The organism is Methylobacterium aerolatum, assembly GCF_022179085.1.
Lineage (GTDB): Bacteria > Pseudomonadota > Alphaproteobacteria > Rhizobiales > Beijerinckiaceae > Methylobacterium > Methylobacterium aerolatum.
The window spans coordinates 144,869-161,217 of sequence record NZ_BPQE01000002.1 but is presented as its reverse complement, the minus strand read 5'-3'; the positions used below and the strand labels follow the sequence as shown (position 1 = coordinate 161,217).

General features: G+C 72.2%; 16 protein-coding genes. 9 read left to right on the top strand and 7 right to left on the bottom strand.

Annotation, left to right across the window (positions count from 1 at the left end):
• Positions 1-30: 30 nt before the first annotated feature.
• A complete protein-coding gene (locus MFF06_RS01240) occupies positions 31-1,284 on the bottom strand; it encodes a Zn-dependent hydrolase (protein ID WP_238201170.1) in 1,254 nt (417 codons plus the stop codon).
• Between the two features lie 381 nt (positions 1,285-1,665).
• Complete coding sequence (locus MFF06_RS01235) at positions 1,666-3,189, bottom strand: CYTH and CHAD domain-containing protein (protein ID WP_238201289.1); 1,524 nt, start codon at positions 3,187-3,189, stop codon at positions 1,666-1,668.
• Positions 3,190-3,497: 308 nt separating this feature from the next.
• On the opposite strand from MFF06_RS01235, the gene selB reads away from it, so the two are divergent.
• Entirely contained in the window at positions 3,498-5,429 is a 1,932-nt protein-coding gene (selB, locus tag MFF06_RS01230; protein ID WP_238201169.1) for a selenocysteine-specific translation elongation factor, read from the top strand.
• Between the two features lie 72 nt (positions 5,430-5,501).
• Here the strand turns inward: selB and MFF06_RS01225 are convergent, their stop codons facing one another.
• Entirely contained in the window at positions 5,502-5,810 is a 309-nt protein-coding gene (locus tag MFF06_RS01225) for a hypothetical protein (protein WP_238201288.1), read from the bottom strand.
• Between the two features lie 93 nt (positions 5,811-5,903).
• Entirely contained in the window at positions 5,904-6,356 is a 453-nt protein-coding gene (locus MFF06_RS01220; protein WP_238201168.1) for a Fur family transcriptional regulator, read from the bottom strand.
• A 236-nt stretch (positions 6,357-6,592) separates the two neighbouring features.
• On the opposite strand from MFF06_RS01220, the gene MFF06_RS22615 reads away from it, so the two are divergent.
• From MFF06_RS22615 to MFF06_RS01195, 6 genes are all read left to right on the top strand, one after another.
• The gene (locus MFF06_RS22615) at positions 6,593-6,721 is read left to right on the top strand and encodes a hypothetical protein (protein WP_283207230.1); all 129 of its coding nucleotides are present in this window, start codon (positions 6,593-6,595) and stop codon (positions 6,719-6,721) included.
• The gene (locus MFF06_RS01215; protein ID WP_238201167.1) at positions 6,718-7,575 is read left to right on the top strand and encodes a metal ABC transporter ATP-binding protein; all 858 of its coding nucleotides are present in this window, start codon (positions 6,718-6,720) and stop codon (positions 7,573-7,575) included. Before MFF06_RS22615 ends, MFF06_RS01215 begins: the two co-directional genes overlap by 4 nt.
• Positions 7,576-7,610: 35 nt before the next feature.
• On the top strand, positions 7,611-8,435 hold the full coding sequence (locus MFF06_RS01210) for a metal ABC transporter permease (RefSeq protein WP_370876553.1): 825 nt from the start codon (positions 7,611-7,613) through the stop codon (positions 8,433-8,435).
• A gap of 148 nt (positions 8,436-8,583) precedes the next feature.
• Positions 8,584-8,901: a hypothetical protein gene (locus MFF06_RS01205; RefSeq protein WP_238201165.1), complete on the top strand. Its 318-nt coding sequence runs from the start codon at positions 8,584-8,586 to the stop codon at positions 8,899-8,901.
• Between the two features lie 43 nt (positions 8,902-8,944).
• Positions 8,945-10,312, top strand: a complete 1,368-nt coding sequence (locus MFF06_RS01200; protein WP_238201164.1) for a PepSY-associated TM helix domain-containing protein — start codon at positions 8,945-8,947, stop codon at positions 10,310-10,312.
• Positions 10,313-10,561: 249 nt separating this feature from the next.
• Positions 10,562-12,874: a TonB-dependent receptor family protein gene (locus tag MFF06_RS01195; RefSeq protein WP_370876539.1), complete on the top strand. Its 2,313-nt coding sequence runs from the start codon at positions 10,562-10,564 to the stop codon at positions 12,872-12,874.
• Positions 12,875-13,273: 399 nt separating this feature from the next.
• Here the strand turns inward: MFF06_RS01195 and MFF06_RS01190 are convergent, their stop codons facing one another.
• Positions 13,274-13,933, bottom strand: a complete 660-nt coding sequence (locus MFF06_RS01190) for an SCO family protein (protein ID WP_238201163.1) — start codon at positions 13,931-13,933, stop codon at positions 13,274-13,276.
• Between the two features lie 88 nt (positions 13,934-14,021).
• Positions 14,022-15,071 (bottom strand): NADPH-dependent curcumin/dihydrocurcumin reductase, encoded by a 1,050-nt coding sequence (gene curA / locus MFF06_RS01185; protein ID WP_283207229.1) that lies wholly within the window; start codon positions 15,069-15,071, stop codon positions 14,022-14,024.
• 159 nt (positions 15,072-15,230) lie between these two features.
• Between curA and MFF06_RS01180 the strand changes: the two genes are divergently transcribed.
• A complete protein-coding gene (locus tag MFF06_RS01180) occupies positions 15,231-15,599 on the top strand; it encodes a DUF4174 domain-containing protein (RefSeq protein WP_238201285.1) in 369 nt (122 codons plus the stop codon).
• A 132-nt stretch (positions 15,600-15,731) separates the two neighbouring features.
• Positions 15,732-15,908 (top strand): hypothetical protein, encoded by a 177-nt coding sequence (locus MFF06_RS01175; RefSeq protein ID WP_238201162.1) that lies wholly within the window; start codon positions 15,732-15,734, stop codon positions 15,906-15,908.
• 7 nt (positions 15,909-15,915) lie between these two features.
• Here MFF06_RS01175 and MFF06_RS01170 read toward each other — a convergent pair whose 3' ends face one another.
• Positions 15,916-16,257: a hypothetical protein gene (locus tag MFF06_RS01170; protein WP_370876554.1), complete on the bottom strand. Its 342-nt coding sequence runs from the start codon at positions 16,255-16,257 to the stop codon at positions 15,916-15,918.
• Positions 16,258-16,349: the final 92 nt, after the last annotated feature.

The window sequence follows — 16,349 nt, the reverse complement described above, 5'->3', positions numbered from 1 at the left end:
GGACCCGCTCCGGCGAGGAACGCCGCCGAATCAGCCGGCCAGCCGCAACACCGTCTGAAGCAGCACGTCGGCCCCGGCGGCACAGTCGCCCTGCGTGGCCGACTCGGACTCGTTGTGGCTCACCCCGTCCTTGCACGGCACGAAGATCATTGCGGTGGGGACCCGCCCGGCGAGGTTGCAGGCGTCGTGCCCCGCCCCGGAGACGATCCGCCGCCGCGACAGGCCGAGGCCCTCGGCCGCCGCCTCGACGGCCGCCACCACGCCCGCATCGAAGGGCACCGGCTCCTTGCGCCAGATCCGGCTGAGGGCGAGGGTCATCCGCCGCCGCCCGCCGATCTCCGCCGCCGCCTCCCGCAGCTCGGCCTCCATGGCGTCGAGGGTCGCAGAGCGCGGATCGCGCATGTCGAGGGTGAAGGCGACCTGCCCCGGCACGACGTTCCGCGACGGGGCGAGGATGGTGGCCTCGCCGATCGTCGCCACGGCGCTCGGTCCGTGGGCCAGGGCGATTCGCTCGACGGCGAGGGCGAATTCCGACAGCCCGAGCAGGGCGTCCCGGCGGCGGGGCATCGGCGTCGTGCCGGCGTGGCTCTCGAAACCCTCGATCCGGCCGTCGAACCACGCGATCCCCTGGCCGCCCTCGACCACGCCGATGGTTTTGCCCTCGGCCTCCAGGATCGGCCCCTGCTCGATATGCAGTTCCACGAAGGCGCCGATGGCCCGCTCGCCCACGGCCTCGCCGCCGCGATAGCCGATGGCGTCGAGGGCCTCCGCCACGGTGGTGCCCGCCGCGTCCCGCTTGGCCAGGATCTCGTCGGTGGTGAAGTCGCCCGCATAGGCGGCCGAGGCCATCATCGCCGGGGCGAAGCGCGAGCCCTCCTCGTTGGTCCAGTTGACCAGGAGGAGCGGCGCCCGCGTCCCGATGCCGGCGTCGTTGAGGGTGCGCATCACTTCGAGGCCGGCGAGGACACCGAGCACGCCGTCGAACTTTCCGCCCGTCGGCTGCGTGTCGAGATGCGAGCCGAAGGCGACGGGCGGGAGGCTCATGTCCTGGCCGGGCCGCAGGGCGTACTGGGTGCCGAGGGCATCGACGCCCACCGTCAGCCCCGCCGCCTCGCAGGCCTCGCGGAACCAGTCCCGCACCTGCCCGTCCTCGGCGGACAGGGTCAGGCGGTTGATGCCGCCCTTCGGCGTGCCGCCGAAGCGGGCCGTCTCGTGGATGGTTGCCCACAGGCGCGCCCCGTCGGCGCGCAGGTTGTGGGTGCTGGACGGGCTGGTCTGGCTCATTCCGGTTCCTTCAGGGGCCGTCCCGCCCCCGCCGACGCGGGGGGAGGGGAGGCCCGACGCTCACGGATGCGCGGGGGCAAGCGCGCGGCCAGGCCGACGCGCGGCCGCGCAGACCCCATGCAAGGGACGTGACACGCCTTGTCCCGGATGAATCTTGTATTCGCAACCGCGCCGGACACGCGCGAGCAACATGACGGTGCCAATCCTGGCGCCCGGTCGCGTTCCCCCCTCGCGCGGCCGGCGGGGCGGGCTCGCTGCGGATGCGGCGCGGCCCGTCCCCGTCGCGGCAGCGCCGGGACGGATGCGGGCGATCCCCAGAACCGCCGCCGTTCCGGCGCTGCCGACCACCCTTCCGCGATCCACCTTGCGGAACAGGGCCCGTCAGCGCCAGAACGGCTTGACGTCGAGGAGGTCGGTGCGGGCGTCGGCGGCCTTGTCGAGCAGGCTCTGCACCCGCTTCTCGTCCATGTCCGGCATGGCGAGGGCCTCGTTCCCGGCGAGGTCGAGGGGCAACGTCCGGGCGGTCTCGATGTCGTTGAGGGCGCCGAGGTGGTCCTGCAGGTCGGAGAGGGCGTCGCCGAAGGCCTTCTGCCGCTTTTGCGCCTTGGGCTTCGGAAACAGGTCGGCGAAGAACTCCGCGCCGTAGCGCAGCTTCTTGGCCGCGATCCGCACCCGGTGCCGGGTGTGGGCATCGAGGTGGCGCAGGCCCTGCCCACGCTTCTTCACCCGGCGGCGCGCCTTGTCGAGGATCCCGGCCGCGCAGTGGCGCCCGTCCTGGCGGGCGGCGTCCTGTTCGCTCCAGGCACCGGCCTCCACCCAGCCTGCAATGTCGAGGAGGAGCCCGCGCCATTGCGGGCTGTGCAGGATTTCGCGCACGGCCGCATAAGCCTGCTGCTGGGCGGCCCTGGCCCGCTCCTCCAGGGTGCCGAGGGCGGGATCGTCGGGGTTGTGCTCCGCCAGGATCGGCAACGTGTCGTGGAGGAACACGTCGAGGTTGCGCCCGGTGCCGAAGGGTTCGGTGACGCGCTTGATCTCGTCGCTCAGGACGGTCGCCCGCGGGTCGTTCTCGAAAAGGGGCGCGAACAGGGAGAGGGCGGAGCGCAGACGCCGCAGGGCCACGCGCATCTGGTGCAGGGCGCTGGGGTTCGGCTCGCCCTCCAAGAAGGCGGTCTCGTTCAAACGCAGGTGGCGCAGGCAGGACCGGGCGACGCTGCGGAACACGGTGCCCGCGTCGTCGTCCGGCGACAGGTCGACGCCCGCCGCCTTCACCGGGGCAGGGGCCGTCCCGTCGAGGACTGCGTAGCCGCGCGCGCTCTTCGAGAGCACGCCGAGCCGCAGGGGCGCGGTCTCGGCGAGGGCCTGGGCGAAGCCGAACAGGTCGGCGACCCGGCCCCGCTCCAGTTCGAGTTCCAGTTCGCAGAAGGTCGCATCGCCCTTGGCGCTCTCGACCCGCCCCTCGTCCAGCGTCACCGCGATGCGGGATTCCCCGTGGTCGAGGGCGTGGACGCGCCGCATGATCACCGTGGAGAAGAGGGGGGCGAGTTCGCCCTCCCGGCCGGAGAGGACCGTCTCGGCGGCGGTGTCGGCCCAGGCGGCTGGCTCGGGGGCGTCGCCTGCCACCACCGTCTCCCATTCCGCGCGGTCGAACAGGCCTATCTGGCCGCTCCCGGCCTTCACGGTCTGCACGAAGCGCCCGCCCTCGGCGCGGATGCGCACGGTAAGGCCCGCGGCTTCCAGCGCCCGGTCCGGCGTGTCGTAGTAGCGGGTGACGAGGAGGCGCGCCTCGCTGCCGACGACCTCACCCAGGAGGGCGTGTCCCGTCAGAGCCGTCAGGTCGGGGCCCGTGCAATCCAGCTTCAACTCGATTTCCCTGGGGGCTGCCGTCGTCTCGCCCGCCTCGTCCATCGTTCTACGCTCCACCTGTGGTTCGCCCGGGTACACGGCCAGTCTACCATGCGGGGATGCCAGCGTCCCCCGGACCCGGATCATCCCGTCTACGCCCCGGCGGCGAATCCGATCCGCCCTCGTTGCACTGCGTCATGTCGGCATCCATCATCGTCATTCTGATGACATTTTCGGGTTCACACTAGATTGCAGTCAATTTAATAGCTCAAACCAGATCATCGGCGATCGGTCATTGCCACGCTGGCCCCGGCAGGCGTGGACTGATCCAATGCCGCGAACGCGGTATGCCAGCGAGTCGAGTGACACCCGTGACAGTGTTGAAGACCCTCCTTGTCGGTGTCATCGGTCACGTGGACCATGGCAAGACCGCCCTCGTCCGGGCGCTCACCGGCGTCGAGACCGACCGCCTCAAGGAAGAGCAACTGAGGGGGGTCTCCATCGTCCCGGGCTTCGCGCTGCTGGCGGGCGAGGCCGGCGAGATCGACCTCGTCGATCTGCCGGGCCACGAGCGCTTCGTGCGGGCGATGATCTCGGGGGCGACGGGGATGCGGGCGGTCTTGCTCGCGGTCGATGCGAACGAGGGCATCAAGCCCCAGACGGTGGAGCACCTGGAGATCGCGCGGCTCATCGGCGTGAAGCGGGGCGTGCTCGCGCTGACCAAGGCCGACCTCGCGTCGCCGGACACGATCACCCAGCGCGCGGCGGAGCTGTCCGCCGCCGCGGCGCGGGCGGGGCTCCAGGCGGGTCCGGTCATCGCCACCTCCACGGTCACGGGGATCGGTATCCCGGCCCTCAACGCCGCCCTGGCCGGGCTCCTGGCGGAGGCGGCCCCCGGCACCGACGACGGCTTCCCCTACCTGCCCGTGGACCGGGTGTTCACGCGGTCCGGCTTCGGCACGGTGGTCACGGGCACCCTGCGCCGGGGGCGTCTCGCCGTCGGCGACACGGTGGCCATCGCCCCGGGCGGGCGCAGCGCCGTCGTCCGCGGCCTGCAGATCCACGGCCGCTCCGTCGAGTCGGCGGAGCCGGGGCGCCGGACGGCGGTCGCCCTGCGCGGCGTCGGCCTCGACGAGATCGTGCGCGGCCAGGCCCTCTGCCCGCCGGACCTCCTCGTCCCGACCCGCTGGGTCGATGTGGCGATCACCGCCGCCGCGAGCGCCGAGGCCGCCCTGCCGGGCGGCGCCGCATGCCGTCTCCTGTTCGGGACGACGGAGGTCGGCGCGCGATTGCGCCTCCTCGACCGGACGAGCCTGGAGCCCGGCGCCAGCGCGCAGGCGCAGCTCCACCTGGCCGAGGACGTCGCTGTGCCCGCGCGGGAGCCCTTCATCCTGCGCCTGGAAACGCCGGCCGTGACGGTGGCCGGGGGCCGCATCCTCGATCCGGCGAGCCGCCGCCGCCGCCGGAACGACCCACGCGTGACGGCCGACCTCGCCGCCATCGCGGCGGGGCGGCCGGCGGAGGCGCTGGCCGTCCGCCTCGGACAGGCGGGCGCGGCCGGGGCGCCACTGACGGATCTCGCCCGTCTCGCCGGGTCCACGCCCGAGCGGGTCCGCCGCATCCTCGCCGCCGCGGGCGCGCGGGAGATCGGCGAGAGCGTCGTCGGCGCCACCGCCTTCGCGGCCCTGCGCACCGGCACGATGGGCGCGCTCAGCCAGTTCCACCGCGAGCGCCCGATGGACCAGGGGGCGAGCCTCGATCAGGTGGCCCGCGCCCTCGCCCTGCCGGAGGCGATCACCGCCGCCGTGCTGCGGGATCTCGTCGCCTCGCGGGAGGTGGCGCAGGTCGGCGCCCTGTGGCGGCGGGCGGATTTCGACCCGGCCCGCAACGAGACCGAGGCGGTCCGGCGCCTGGAGATGGCTTTCCGGCGGGCGGGACTCAACCCGCCCGACGAGGCCGAGGCGGTGGGCCGCGACATCCGGCGGCGCGAGGCGCTGAACTACCTCGTGGCGACGGGAACGGTCATCCGGGCGGTGGACCGCGTCCAGCGCCGGGCGGTGCTGTTCCACAAGGAGGCGGTGGAGAGCGCCCGCGCCCGCCTCACCGATGCCTTCCCCGGCGCCGACTGCCAGGAGGCCGGATTCCTCGCCCGCGAGGCCGGGGCGATCCTGGGCATCTCCCGGAAGTTCTCGATCCCCCTGTTAGAGCACTTGGACGCGACCGGGTTCACCCGGCGCGCGGGCGACCGGCGCATTATCGTGACGCTGGAGAAGACGGCCGGGCGGGCGAGGGCGACGGGCTGAGGTTTTGGCTCGGCGCGGGGAAACCCTCGCCGCCACTGCCTTGCGACGTTCGCGACGACGGGGGGCAGCCCGTCAGAAGTCGCTTCCCAGCCAATCGTCCCGCCCCGGCTCGTAGCAGGTGTAGCCCACGAGGCATTGCGGGTTGTCGCGGGTCGGGCGGAAGGCCCGGCGGGCGATCTCGGTCGGCTCGCAGAAGGAGCGGTCGCGCACGAAGCGATCGTAGGTCTGGCCGCCGGTGCCGAGGACGATGGCGCCCTGTCCGGCCACGAGGCGGGTCGCCTGGACGCAGGACATGGCGACGGTGGACGGGCGGCCCTGGGCCAGGGCGCCGAAGGGAAGCACGCCGGCGAGGGCCACGGCGCAGCACAGAACGACCCTCATCGACATGCCCGCCTCATCCGGTGATGTGGCCGACAAGCGCGCGCCGCCATGTCCGGTTCCCCGGCACGCCGCCGCAGGGACAGTCCGCTCCCCTCACGCTCCGGCGCGGCCCGCGCCCTGGCTCCTGGTCCGGCAGGCGCCGCAATCGCCCTCGACCTCCAGGATGCTGTGGGCGGGCGTGAAGCCCGCCCGCGCCAGCGTCCGGCCGAGGCTGCTCTCGACCTCGGGCGAGGTGGTTTCGTCGATGCCGCCGCAGGTGCGGCAGATGAGGAAGACGACGTTCTCCCCCGCCCCATGCTCGTGGGCGCAGGGCACGAAGGCGTTGCGGCTGGCGATCCGGTGGACGAGGCCGAGTTCCATCAGGAAGTCGAGGGCGCGGTAGACCGAGACCGGGGCCACCCGGCGCCCGGGCTTGCTCAGCCGCTCGGCGATGTCGTAGGCGCCGGGGGGGCGCTCCGAGGCCGCCACCGCCTCCAGCACCTCCCGGCGCAGGGCGGTGAACTGGACGCTGCGCTCCCGGCACAGCTCCTCCGCGCGCGCCGCCATGGCCGCCGGATCAGCCCGGCAGGCCGAGCCATGGTCATGGCTGTGAGCATGGTCGTGCGCATGGTCGTGTTCATGCGGAGGTCTGGCGGCACCCAAAAAGCGGCTCCCGATCGGCCGGTTGTGCGTCGGCACTGTTACAGTGTATCACTCCCGGACGGGACCGCACAGGGGTCGGCGACGCCGTGCCGCTTCCGCGGCCGAGACCGTCCGCTTCCGCCCCCTCGAAGATTGCCCCCGTGCCGCCTGCGCCGCCCCTGCCGTCCCGCCCTTCGCCGTTCCGCAGCGGCCTCGCCGCGCGCCTGCTCGCGGCGGCGATCCTCTCGGTCGGCGTGTGGCTGGCCATCGCCTGGGCGCTGGCCGCATGAGCGCGGGCGAACCCCTCCCAATCCGCCTGCACGGGCTGACTCTGGGCTACGACCGGCACCCGGCGGTGCATCATCTCGACGGGACGATCCGGCCGGGGGACCTCCTCGCCCTCGCCGGGCCGAACGGCGCCGGCAAGTCCACCCTGCTGAAGGGGTTGATCGGGGAGATCCCGGTCCTCGACGGCCGGATCGAGGCCGGGGGCGCTATCGCCTACCTGCCGCAGGCCGACACGATCGACCGCAGCTTCCCCCTGACCGTCATGGACCTCGCGGCTATGGGTCTGTGGCGCCGCCTCGGTCCCTGGCGCTCCCTGCGCCGGGCCGAGGCCGGTGTACGCGAGGCGCTGGCCACCGTCGGCCTTTCCGGATTCGAGGCGCGGCCCATCGGGACGCTCTCGGGCGGGCAGTTGCGCCGCGCCCTCTTCGCCCGCCTGATCCTCCAGGATTGCCGGACCATCCTCCTCGACGAACCCTTCACCGCCATCGACGCCCGGACCACCGAGGATCTCCTCGGCCTCGTGCGCCGCTGGCACGGGGAGGGGCGGACCGTGGTCGCGGCGCTCCACGATTTCGGGCAGATCCGCAGCCACTTCCCCGCGACGCTCCTGCTCGCCCGGGAGCCCGTGGCCTGGGGACCGACGGCCGAAGTGCTGAGCGCGGACAACCTCGCCCGCGCCCGCAGGCTGTCGGAAGCCTGGGACGAGGAGGCCCGCCCCTGCGACGGGAGCCGCCATGCCGCTCCCTCGGCGGCTCCCGTGCCTCCCGAGGTCCGTCCGCACCGCCACGCCCACGGCGACGGGCACCGCCACGACCATCCGCAAGGTCACGACCACCCGCACGAGACTGCCGCGTGATCGACCCTTTCACGCCCTTCATCGAGTTCGGCTTCATGCGCCGGGCGCTCGCGGGCTGCCTCGCCCTCTCCGTCTCGGCGCCGCCGGTGGGCGTGTTCCTGATGCTCAGGCGGATGAGCCTGATGAGCGACGCGATGGCCCATGCCATCCTGCCGGGCGCGGCGGCGGGCTTCCTGGTGGCCGGCCTGTCGCTGCCCGCCATGACCGTGGGCGGCCTCGTGGCGGGTCTTGTCGTGGCGCTGCTCGCCGGGGCGGTGACCCGCAGCACGGTCCTGCGGGAGGATGCGAGCCTCGCGGCCTTCTATCTGATCTCCCTGGCGGGCGGGGTGCTGCTCGTCTCCCTGCGGGGCTCGCAGGTCGATCTCATGCACTTCCTGTTCGGCTCGGTCCTCGCCCTCGACGACCCGACCCTCTACCTCCTCGGCGGAATCAGCACGCTGACCCTGCTCACCCTGGCGGTGATGTATCGCCCGCTGGTGATGGAATGCGTCGATCCGGTCTTCCTGCGCAGCGTCAGCCGCGCGGGCGGGCCGGTGCATCTGGCCTTCCTCGGCCTCGTGGTGGTGAACCTCGTCGGCGGGTTCCAGGCGCTCGGCACCCTACTCGCCGTGGGGCTGATGCTGCTGCCGGCCGTGGCCGCGCGGTTCTGGGCGCGAGACCTCGGCGGCACCATGGCGGCGGCGGTGCTGATCGCCTGCCTGTCGAGCGTGTGCGGCCTCGGCCTGTCCTACCGGTTCGATCTGCCCTCCGGCCCGGCGATCGTGCTGACGGCGGGCGCGTTCTACCTGGCCTCGATGCTGGCCGGGCCCCAGGGCGGCCTGCTGCGGCGCCTCGTGCGCGGCGGCCATCTGGAGGCGTGAGCCTGTGCCGCCCCTCCATGAGCGGTTCCGGTGGACGCGGCCCTGGCCGGTCACCGGTTCGCCGTTGACGGCGGCGCGCCCGGCCTCCAAGGATGGCGCCATGCGCCGGCCTTCAGACCGATCGGTTCGATACCGCGCGGTCCTCGCCGTGGCCGCGCTATACGGCCTGTGGTTGCAGGCCTTCCTCGTCTCGCTCCAGCCGTTGCCGCTCCTTCCCAGTGCCGGGGAGGTGATCTGCGCCACGCACGACACGCCGGCGGGCGAGGACCGGACCGCCTGCCCGCAGCACCATTGCTGCCTCGCCGCCCATGCGGCGCAGCCCCTGCTCGGGCCGGTTCCCGAATTCGTCAGGATCGCGGCGCCCTGGCGCCGGGCCACGGCCCAGGTCTGGCGGGTGGCCGAGCGGCCCCCCGTCCGCGGTCCGCCCAACCGCGCCGCGACACCCCGAGGTCCGCCCGCCGCCTGACCGATCGCCTCTTCACCCGATCGTTCAGCCTGCGGACCTTCTCATGTCTCTGTCGCTCTCCGGCCACGCCTCCGGCGTCGCACGGACCGCGCGCGTCTCGCGCGAGGCCGTGTACCGCGCGGTCTGGCGCTGGCATTTCTATGCCGGACTGCTGTGCCTGCCCTTCCTCGTGACCCTCTCGGCGACGGGGGCGCTGTACCTGTTCAGACCCGAGATCAACGCCACCGTCTTCGCCCACCGCACGGTGGTGGCGCCCGTGGCCAAGCCCCTCGGGCCGGACCGGCTGATCTTCGAGGCGATGCAGGCGGTGCCCGGCGGCACGCCCGTGTCCTATACCGGCCCCGCCGATCCGACCGGCTCGGCGGTGGTGAGCCTCGCCGAGGGTCCGCGGCGGATGCTGGTCTATCTCGATCCCGCCGACGGCACGGTGCTCGACGTGCTGGACCGGGACTCCGAGTTCTTCACCGTGGTCAAGCGCCTGCACAGCCTCGCCTATTTCGGGCCCGTGGCGAACGGCGCGATCGAGGTCGTGGCCGGCTTCGCGATCATCCTCGTGATCACCGGCGCCTACCTGTGGTGGCCGCGCGGGCAGGAGGGCGGGGTGGTGAGCGTGCGGGGCACGCCGGCCAAGCGGGTGTGGTGGCGTGATCTCCACGCCGTCACCGGGTTCGTGGCCGGGGGCGGGCTGCTCTTCCTGGCGCTCACCGGGCTGCCCTGGTCGATCGTGTGGGGCGACCAGCTCCGCCACTGGTCGAACGTCGCCGGACTCGGCCAGCCCACCGCGCTCTGGGCGAACAAGCCCGTCTCCGCCGTGCCGATGGCGCAGGTCCTCGAGTCCACCGGCTGGACGATGCAGGACGCGCCGGTCCCGCGCTCGCCGTCGCAGGGGGGCAACCCCCTCGGCATCGACGAGGCGGCGGCGGTCCTCGACCGGATGGGGGTGGCGCCGGGCTACGAGCTGTCGCTGCCGGTCGGGCCGCAGGGCGTCTACGCGGCGGCGGTCTACCCGAAGGACGTCGCCCGGCAGCGGGTGGTCTCCCTCGACCAGTACACCGGCAAGGCCCTGGTGGACGTGCCCTTCCAGGCCCTCGGGCCGGTGGGTCGGCTGGTGCAGTACGGCATCGGCATCCACCTCGGGCAGTATCTCGGCCGGGCGAACCAGATCGCGATGCTGGCCTTCTGCCTCGGCACCATCCTCCTTTCCGTCACGGCGGGGACGATGTGGTGGAAGCGCCGCCCGCGCGGCGGGATCGGCGTGCCGCCCTGGCCGCGCGACCGGCGGATCGTGGCGGGCGTGACCGCCCTCGTCCTCGGCCTCGGGATCCTGTTCCCCCTCACCGGCCTCGCGATCCTGGCGATGCTCGCCCTCGACCTCGCCCTCGGGCGGGCCGTGATGCGCCGCGCCGCCTGAGCGATTTCGGCCCGGCGACCGCGCCGGGCCGCCACCCTTCTCTTCCCTGTTGCACGCGCTTGAGACCGGACACGCCTCCGCGTCGCGCCTGCCGACAACCCGTGAGCCGAATCCATGGCATCCCGCGAGATCGAGACGACCCCTTTGCGCTCTCCGTCATGGCGAGCGCGGCAAAGCAATCCAGGAAAGCGCCAAGGAATCCCTTCGTCCCGCTGCCCGGGATTGCATCACTCCGTTCGCAATGACGGCGTGAGCGTCAGACGGGCCGCGATCCCAACGGCCGTCCTCGCCCTGTTCGTCGCCTCGCCCCTGTCGGCCACGGCGCAGGAGGCCGTGACCCTGGAGGAACTCTCCGTCACCGGCGAGGGTGGGGCTGGCCGGGTCGGCGCGCCGCCCCCGTCCCGCGGCTTCGGCGTGGCCGCGCCGCCGAACGGCTCCTCCCTGGTCATCGACCGGCCGGTGGGGCAGGTCGTGACCGAGATCGACCGCCGGAACACCATCGCCAACCGTCCGGCGACGAGCATCGGCTCGGTCCTCGTGAACAGCCCCGGCGTGACCGTGCGCCAGGGCAACGGCGCCCGCGACGTCATCGTCTCGATCCGCGGCAACAACGCCCGCTCGACCGGGGTCATCAAGAACATGGTCGTGCTGGAGGACGGGTTCATCCTGACCCAGCCGGACGGCGCCTCGCGCTTCGACCTGACCGACCCCCGGGCCTACAGCCGCATCGACGTCTTCCGGGGGCCGCAATCGGCCCTGTTCGGCAACTACGCGACCGGCGGCGCCATCGCCTTCCGCACCCGCACCGGGCGGGAGATCGACGGCTACGAGATCGGCACCGATGCCGGCTCCTTCGGCTACCTGTCGAACTACTTCACCGTGGGCGGCGTCAGCGGTCCGGTCGAGATCAGCCTGTTCGCCAGCGACGTGCGCGGCAACGGCTACCAGGACCATTCCTCCTACGACACGCAGACCATCAACCTGCTCGCCAGCTATACGCCGACGCCGGACAACCGCTTCACCCTCAAGGTGATCAACAACGACCTGCACGCCAACCTCGCGGCGCGCTCGTCCCTGGCGCAGTACCGGATCAACCCGTACCAGCTCGGCTGTGCGGCGGCGGCCACGGCGGCACCAGGCTGCACGCTCACCAACTTCTTCGTCAACGGCGCCTTCGGGCGGACCGTCCCCGTCACGGCGAGCGAAGCCTCCTTCCAGCGCAACGACCGGCGCACGGTCGTGGCGCTGCGCTACGAGCACGATCTCGACGCCTACACGACGTGGCGGACGCAACTCGGCTTCGACGAGCGCAACTTCGACCAGCCGTTCTACGCGACCTCGTCCACGGGCTCGTACCCGTCCTGGAACTTCCTCACCGACCTGACCCGCCGTGGCGACCTGTTCGGCCTGCCGGCGGTGGGCTACGTGGCGCTCGCCTACAACACCATCGACAACCGCATCGCCACCAACACCCGCGCGCCCTACGGCGGCCCCCGCCTCGGCGCGCTGATCGGCGACCAGACCGCGGTGCAGGACAACCTCGGCGGCCGGGCCCGCCTGGAACTCGCCCTGTCGGACCGCTGGACGGCGGTCGCTGGCATCAGTGCGGAATCGACCCGCATCACCGGGCGCAACATCGCCTACACCTACTCCGCCGCCGGCATCGCCCGAACGGTGGCCGACGCCGACCGCTCCTTCCTGAACACCGCGCCGGAACTGGCCCTGGTCTACCGGCCGGACGACCAGTGGCAATTCCGCGGCCGCGTGGCGACGGGTTACACGACGCCGGCCGCCTCGAACCTGTTCGTCACCCCGGCGGGCCTGCCGGGCAACAACACGCAGTTGAAAACGCAGGAGAATCTGGGCTTCGACCTCGGACTGGACTGGACGCCGCTGCCCGGCGTGTCGGTGAGCCTCACCGGGTTCTACGAGTTCTTCCGCAACGAGCTGGTCTCGCAGTCGCCCGGCGCTGGGCTCGCCACCTACTTCTTCAATGCCCCGGCCTCGGAGCATCGCGGCATCGAACTCGGCGTGAACTGGGCCTTCGCGCCGGGATGGCTCGCCACCGCCGCCTACGGCTACAACGACCAGATCTACACGGACTACGTCGAGCAGCTGAGCGCCGGAGCCCTGACACGGCGGTTCGACCGGGCGGGGAACCGCATTCCCGGCGTGCCCGCGAACCAACTCCTCGCCCGCGTCGGCTACGACGTGCCGACCGGCCCCCTCGCCGGCCTCGGCGCCTTCGTCGAGACGGTGGTGCAGGACGATTTCTTCATCGACAACGCCAACCTGCTGAAGGCGCCGGGCTACGCGGTGGTCAACGCCAACGTCCACTACGACACGGCGCTGACGGGCGGCTACGCCAAGCGGCTCAACCTGTATGTCGAGGTGCGCAACCTCTTCGACACGACCTACATCGCCTCGGCGCAGAACCTCGCCAACTCCATCAGCGCCACCACCGGCCGCCAGAACGGCACCGCCTCGCTCTTCACCACCACGGGCTCGATCTACGCCGGCGCGCCGCGAACGTTCGTGGGGGGGATGCGGCTGGCGTTCTGACGGCTCGCACTCTCATGGCGAGCGGAGCAATCCAGGGCAGCGCCACCGTCTGGGGGCGTAGCCTGAAGATCGGTCTGTCCTCATCCTGAGGTGCCTGCTTCGGCGGTCCTCGATGGAGGCGGGTGGCGCCGTACCTCAGTGCTTGGCCGGAACGGTCCTAGCGGCCCATGCAGCCCTCCTCGTCTTTGCGAGCGCAGCGAAGCAATCCAGGGCAGCGGGCCGTTTCCGACCGTAGCGCATCCCTGGATTGCTTCGCTGCGCTCGCAAAGACGGAGGGGACGACGACTCTTCCGGCCAGACGCTCAGGCTGAGGAGGAGGAAGGAGAGTCCCGGTAAGATCCGGAGGCGGCCCGATCGGCCGGGATTGCTTCGCTAAGGCCCGCCATGACGGTGCAAGGCTCACGACGCCTTGCACGTCCCGTCCGCCGCGCCGTCCCAGAGGCTCACCCCGCCGCCGGGGTGGCACTGGCCGGGGAAGGCCAGGGTGATGAGCTTGGCGAGCGCCGTCCGTTCGCTCTCCGTGTAGCCGATCTCGCCCACCACCCTCCCGGTCCGGTCGAAAAGTTCGATCGCCGCGGTGTGGTCGAGGCTGTAGTCGCCGTCCTTGCCCGCCACCTTCTTGACGTGGACGTGGAAGAGGTCAGCCATCCGCGCGGTCTCGGCCTCGGTGCCGCGCAGGGCGCGGATGCGGGGATCGAAGGCGGTGAGGTAGTCGCGCAGGGCGTCCGGCGTGTCGCGGGCCGGGTCGAGGGTCACGAACACGACGTTCAGGCGATCCGCGTCCTTGCCCATCTTCTCCAGGACGCCGGAGAGGGTGGAGAGCGTCGTCGGGCAGACCTCGGGGCAGCGGGTGAAGCCGAAGAACAGGGCCGTGGGCTTGCCCTTCAGGTCGTCCTGCGTGACCGGCTTGCCGTCGAGGTCGGCGAGGGTGAACGGCCCGCCGACCCTGCGGGGATGGCTGAAGGACGAGCCCTGCTGGATGACGATCGCCCCCGTGCCCGCCCCGACGAGGGCGAGCAGCAGACCGGAAGCGAGGAGGGCGAGGGGAGACGGAGCCAAGGGAGCATCCCATGCGGGGCGCGGGTCGGTTCCTGAAATAGGGGCGGGCCGCTGCGCGCGCCACGGGCGCTCCCGCGACCCATCAGCCTCAGGGGGCGACGCGGACCACGAGCTTGCCGAAGTTGCGGCCCTTCAGCATGCCGATGAACGCCTCCGGCGCCTTCTCCAGCCCATCCACGACATCCTCCCGGTAGCGGACCCGGCCTTCCTTGAGCCAGCCGCCGACCTCCCGGCGGAACTCCTCCGCCTGCGCGGCGAAATCCCAGACGATGAAGCCCTGGATGTGCAGGCGCTTGGTCAAAACCATCCGCATCAGGGCCGGGCGCTGGTCCGGGCCGGGGGGCACCTCGGTGAGGTTGTAGGCGGAGACGAGGCCGCAGACCGGGATGCGCGCGAAATCGTTGAGGAGCGGCAGCACCGCCTCGAACACCGCCCCGCCGACATTCTCGAAATACACGTCGATGCCCTGCGGGCAGGCGCGGGCGAGCGCCTCGGCGAAATCCGGCGCCCGGTGGTCCACGGCGGCGTCAAAGCCCAGTTCTTCCGTCAGGTAGCGGCACTTGTCGGGCCCGCCCGCGATGCCCACCGCCCGCGCGCCCTTCAGCTTGGCGATCTGCCCCACGAGGGAGCCCACCGGCCCGGAGGCCGCCGCGACGACGACGGTCTCACCCGCCTTCGGCTTCCCGATGTTGAGGAGGCCGGTATAGGCGGTCATCCCCGGCATCCCGAGGATGCCGAGCGCCGTGGAGGGCGGGGCCGCCTGCGGATCGACCCGGCGCGAGCCCTTGCCGTCGGTCACGAAGTAGTCCTGCCAGCCCGCGAAGGCGGTGAGCAACTCGCCGACCTTGAAGTCCGGGTTGTTGGAGGCGACCACCTCGCCCACGGTCTCGGCGGTGATGGGCGCGCCGATCTCGACGGAGGCGGCGTAGGACTTCGCGTCGCTCATGCGCCCGCGCATGTACGGATCGAGGGAGAGCCATTTCGTCCGCAGCAGCACCTCGCCGGGGCCGGGCTGCGGGACGGGCACCTCCTCCAGGCGGAGGTCGCCGGGCTTGGGCTCGCCATGCGGGCGGGCGGCCAGGACGATGCGGCGGTTGACGGCCATGGCGTGGTGCCTCTCGGGCTCGGTGGAACTCATCGCGACGATCTGGGGTGCGACGTCCGCCGCGGCAAACCGCAACGGAGGGCGTTGCCGCCCGTTATGCTCTCTCTCACACTGGCGAGGCATGCGATGCGCGCAGGGCACGGTGGATGGGGCATCCTCCTGGGTCTCGCCTGTGTCGCGGCGGGGACGGCGATGGCAGGCGGCAACCCCCTGGACACCTCGCGGGGGCGCCACCGCGTCCTCGTGGTCTCGGCGCCGGATGCGGACGATGCCGGGCTGAAGGCGCAGAGGGCGGCGCTCGGTCCCGTGCGCGGCGGCCTCGCGGAGCGCGACCTCGTGGTGGTGGAGGCCGTGGGAGGCACGCCGGAGGCCCGGGCCGTGCGCGCCGGGCTCGGCCTGCCGGCGGGGGCCTTCCGTGCGGTGCTCATCGGCAAGGACGGCGGGGCGAAGCTCGTTGCGGAGGCGCCGATTCCGCCTCAGAAACTCTTCGCGACGATCGACGCCATGCCGATGCGCCGCGACGAGATGCGGCGGCGGCCCTCGCCCGGCGGCGGCGAGTAGGACGGGATCAGGGGATCACGGGACGCGCGGCCCCCGCGCGATACGAACGGTTAAGCCTACCGGCCTATCACCGGGGTCATGCCCGGCGGCCCTTCGAAGCCGCCCCCCGCCGCCAGCGAAGACGCTCGATCGATGACCCGTGAACAAGTCGCCGCCGCGCTCCGCCGCCTCGTCGCCTCGCAGGTTGAGGATATCGAACGCGCCGTGCGCGACGGCCACAAGACCATCGCGCTAAACGAGTTGGCCGACCTCAACCGCCAGCTCAAGGCCTTCGCCGCCGCCCTCAAGAAGGCGCCCGCGCGGATCTGACGGGCGCCTATTTCTGGAGCGCCTCGGCCTCGCATTGCGCGTAGGCCGAAGCCGCCTTCACGTAATCGCTGAGCTTCTGGAAATAGGCTTCGGCCACCGGCCGGAACGCCTGCGCTTGCAGATTGTAGGCCTTCACCGCGTCATTGTAGCGATAGGCTTCGAGACCCGGACACCCGTCCTTGGCGTCGATGCAGGCGGGCTTCTCCGGCAGGGGCGGCCTCACGGGGCGCTCGGCGGAGGGCGGCGCGACGGGGGGCGTGCACACCTTGGCCGGCGCGGCGGCCTGGGCCGGAGCGGGGGCCGCCTTCGCGGCGGGCGCCGGGGCCGGCTTGGCCTGGGGGGCCGCCACGGCCGCCGTCGCCAGGACGACCAGCGGCAGGGCCAGCGAGAAGACGCCCCTCCCTCTAACAGACACGCCGCGCACCATCCGCCGTTCTCCCG

What these genes read in the sequence shown, in the direction of transcription:
- MFF06_RS01240 (WP_238201170.1), bottom strand. Translation starts at nt 1,284, where the DNA reads ATGAGCCAGACCAGCCCGTCCAGCACCCACAACCTGCGCGCCGACGGG.
- MFF06_RS01235 (WP_238201289.1), bottom strand. Translation starts at nt 3,189, where the DNA reads ATGGACGAGGCGGGCGAGACGACGGCAGCCCCCAGGGAAATCGAGTTG.
- MFF06_RS01225 (WP_238201288.1), bottom strand. Translation starts at nt 5,810, where the DNA reads ATGAGGGTCGTTCTGTGCTGCGCCGTGGCCCTCGCCGGCGTGCTTCCC.
- MFF06_RS01220 (WP_238201168.1), bottom strand. Translation starts at nt 6,356, where the DNA reads ATGGCGGCGCGCGCGGAGGAGCTGTGCCGGGAGCGCAGCGTCCAGTTC.
- MFF06_RS01215 (WP_238201167.1), top strand. Translation starts at nt 6,718, where the DNA reads ATGAGCGCGGGCGAACCCCTCCCAATCCGCCTGCACGGGCTGACTCTG.
- MFF06_RS01210 (WP_370876553.1), top strand. Translation starts at nt 7,611, where the DNA reads ATGCGCCGGGCGCTCGCGGGCTGCCTCGCCCTCTCCGTCTCGGCGCCG.
- MFF06_RS01200 (WP_238201164.1), top strand. Translation starts at nt 8,945, where the DNA reads ATGTCTCTGTCGCTCTCCGGCCACGCCTCCGGCGTCGCACGGACCGCG.
- curA (WP_283207229.1), bottom strand. Translation starts at nt 15,071, where the DNA reads ATGAGTTCCACCGAGCCCGAGAGGCACCACGCCATGGCCGTCAACCGC.
- MFF06_RS01180 (WP_238201285.1), top strand. Translation starts at nt 15,231, where the DNA reads ATGGCAGGCGGCAACCCCCTGGACACCTCGCGGGGGCGCCACCGCGTC.
- MFF06_RS01175 (WP_238201162.1), top strand. Translation starts at nt 15,732, where the DNA reads ATGACCCGTGAACAAGTCGCCGCCGCGCTCCGCCGCCTCGTCGCCTCG.